We start from the raw sequence: 3,027 nt of genomic DNA on the forward strand, positions 1-3,027 counted from the left end.
CCGCCGCTGACCCATCCCCGCCTCGCCACCGTTGCCGACCCACAAAGCGAATCAACAACAGCGGCCCTCAGCAAGGCGTTTCGCAGAGGTCTCCGGAGACGGCTGAGACCGAGAGATTGCGGCAGGCCCTCAGCAAGCGAGCCGAGGAGGTTGCTCAAGCTGTTGCAGACCTGAGAGCGCGAAGCGTCCGGTAACATCGCAACCGATTTGAGTAATGGTGGTTGACGCCAGAGAGTTTCGCTTCCTGGTTCCCACTCCTACGCCATTTCCGCCTAGAAATTCGCTCTCCGGTTGGGCGATCGGCGCCTGGAACTGAAGGTTGCGCCAGGGTTGGCGAACAGTCCTTGGGAGTGCTGAGATCGGAACGAGCTGGAATTCGCTCTCCGGAGGGCCGGCTCTCTCCGGACCTTGGGACTTGGCCGATTTAGTCCCAAGCTTCAGCCCCTCCCAAAACAACAGCTTACTGGACGCGGAAGGGTCTGAGTTTCGAATTCTGTTTGGGCCTCCAGTCGGCCGTTCCAGAACCACTCTCCCGGCTGTCAGTCATCGCGCTGAGGCGCCATTCTGGCAGGGGTTCGCGCGCCGACCTCGGGACCTCCGAGACCGCCTCCGAACCAGGAAGCTCTCTCCGAACGACGTTTTCTTCTCCGCGGCTCGGGACTTGGCCGATTGAGTCCACAAGGTTCGCGCGCAGGAAATCCGCCGGGCTGCGGCTGACGCCGGTGGCGCGAGTTGGCGCCGCCACCGCAGGGCCCGATCGACTCCGGGCCCGGATTCCTTCTGGCTAGGTCCTGGACTCAAACCGTGTCCAGAGCCGGATGGCGGCGAGGGCGACGGCGCTGAGGTAGTTGCGTGCGAGCTTGTCGAAGCGCGTGGCGATGCGTCGGAAATGCTTGAGGCGGTTGAAGCATCGTTCGATGAGGTTGCGCTGGCGGTAGAGTGCTGGCGGGACGGTGATCTGCTTGCGCTTCTGCCGTGTGGTCGGCACGTGGTCGCGCCCGCCTGCGGTGCGGATGCGCTCTCGGACTTCGTCGTAGTCGTAGCCGCGGTCGGCGACGACGTCGCTGCCGGGGGCGAGGCCGGCGAGCAGGTCCGGCACCGCGCGCATGTCGGCGGCGTGTCCCGCGGAGAGGGCGAGGCGCACCGGCAGGCCGCGGGCATCGACGCGGGCGTGGAGCTTGGCGCTCAGTCCGCCACGGGAACGACCGATGGCGTGATCCGGACCCCCTTTTTGCCGCCGGCGGCGTGCTGGTGCGCGCGCACGATGGAACTGTCGATCAGCGCCAGCGAGCCGGGCGAGCGCGCCGCCAACGCCTCGAAGATCGAGAGCCACACGCCGCGCTTGGCCCAGCGGTTGAAGCGATTGTATGCCGTGGTGTGCGGCCCGTACCGCTCGGGCAGGTCGCGCCACGGCGTGCCCGTGCGCAGCACGAAGAAGATCGCGTTCAGCACGCGCCGGTCGTCTCGCCGCGGCCGCCCCACCCGCCGGCCATCCGCACCCGGCAGCAGAGGCTCGATGATCCGCCATTCCGCCTCACTCAGATCGAACCGCGACATGCCAAGCCCCCCGTCAACAGGAAGCTTGAATCAAATCATCGCGCGTCGCGTCCAGCAGTTTGGGTTCAGGACCTAGCCGGGCGAAGTCCATCAGCGAGCGCGACAGGCGGTCGATCTTGTAGACCACCACCACGTCCACGAGGCCGGCCTCGATGTCGGTGAGCAGGCGCTTGAGCGCCGGGCGGTCGAGGGTGCCGCCCGAGACGCCGCCGTCGTCGTAGCGGTCATGCACCGGCACCCGGCCTTCGGCGCGCTGCGAGGCGATGAAGGCCTCGCAGGCCTCGCGCTGGGCGTCGAGCGAGTTGAACTCCTTCTCCAGCCCCTCCTCGGTCGATTTCCGGGTGTAGACGGCGCAGCGGAGCTTGCGCACCTTCGCCGGCAGGGCGGCGGCGTCGCGCCGGGTCATGCGCCGCTCCGCGGCCGGATGCCGAAGAAGGTCCAGCCGTTCCAGCGCGTGCCGGTGATGGCGCGGGCGATGGCGGAGAGCGACCGGTAGGGCCGGCCCTGCCACTCGTAGCCGTCGCGGGTGACGGTGACGACGTGCTCGACGCCCTGGTGCTCGCGGATCAGGCGGGTGCCGGCGATCGGGCGCTGCTCGTGGCGGATGCGGCGGAGGGTGACGTTCCTGCCGTCGATCTGCTCGCCCAGCGCCTCGAGGCGCTCCAGCGTCTCGCGCTTCAGGCCGCCATAGGCGAGTTCCTGGATGCGGTAGGCGAGCCGGCTTTCCAGGAAGCGCCGGTTGTAGGGCGGCGGCTCGGTGCCGAAGAGCCGGCGCCACTCGGCCTTCAGCTCGCCGATCGGCAGGCCGGGGAGCGCGGCGAGGCGCGCCGGCACGTCCGGCTTCGGGATGGCGGGGATGGTGGGGGCGGGCGCTTGGGATGCGGCCGGCGGCTTCCGTCTGGTCTGTGTCATGCGTCTCCCTTTCTCTCGGGGTTCGCATGACGGCGCTGGGTGGGGACGAAGTGTAGGCGAGGCTCTCCCGCCGCCGCGGCCCCACGGGCGGCTTCCTCGGCAGCGCGGGTCCTCAGCCGCAGCAAGCCGCGGGCGAGCAGGTCGCAGACCTCGCGGAGGTGGGGCGGGAGGCCTGTGAGACGGAGCATAGTCGGATTGGGAGGTGACATGTTCCTGATGGCGGAGGCGTGGTCGCTTGCACATACCGACGGTCCCGCCGCGATGTCGGGGCTGCGAACACGGGAAGCGGTCGGCACGATTGGGGAACAGATGACGACGGTGTTGCGACCCAGATATTCTACCGTCCGGCGAATCGGCGGTGGTGCTCCATGGGCTCCTTCAACCCGAGGAAATTCACGGACCCGGATCGGCTGAGGAGCCTGGATCCACGGAGACTCCGCTCATTCCTTGCGCCGTGGAGCGATTATACCAATTCCCATGGCGTGTGACTCAGGTGGGGGATTCCCCGACGCGGGGGTGATGTGATTCACCCTGGTGAGCATCGGAGGCTCACCATGG

General features: G+C 68.0%; 3 protein-coding genes. All 3 read right to left on the minus strand.

Annotation, left to right across the window (positions count from 1 at the left end):
* Nucleotides 1–784 precede the first annotated feature (784 nt).
* A protein-coding gene (locus tag FHS88_RS20300; protein ID WP_184487305.1) for an IS5 family transposase occupies nucleotides 785–1,557 on the minus strand; the annotation gives its coding sequence in 2 pieces (ribosomal slippage) (nucleotides 785–1,224 and nucleotides 1,224–1,557; 774 coding nt in all).
* A 13-nt stretch (nucleotides 1,558–1,570) separates the two neighbouring features.
* The gene (locus FHS88_RS20305; protein WP_456306815.1) at nucleotides 1,571–1,963 is read right to left on the minus strand and encodes a recombinase family protein; all 393 of its coding nucleotides are present in this window, start codon (nucleotides 1,961–1,963) and stop codon (nucleotides 1,571–1,573) included.
* Complete coding sequence (locus FHS88_RS20310; RefSeq protein ID WP_184487306.1) at nucleotides 1,960–2,469, minus strand: DUF2924 domain-containing protein; 510 nt, start codon at nucleotides 2,467–2,469, stop codon at nucleotides 1,960–1,962. The genes FHS88_RS20305 and FHS88_RS20310 overlap by 4 nt, the downstream gene beginning before the upstream one ends.
* Nucleotides 2,470–3,027: the final 558 nt, after the last annotated feature.

The organism is Neoroseomonas alkaliterrae (assembly GCF_014199195.1).
In the GTDB taxonomy this organism is placed as follows: domain Bacteria; phylum Pseudomonadota; class Alphaproteobacteria; order Acetobacterales; family Acetobacteraceae; genus Neoroseomonas; species Neoroseomonas alkaliterrae.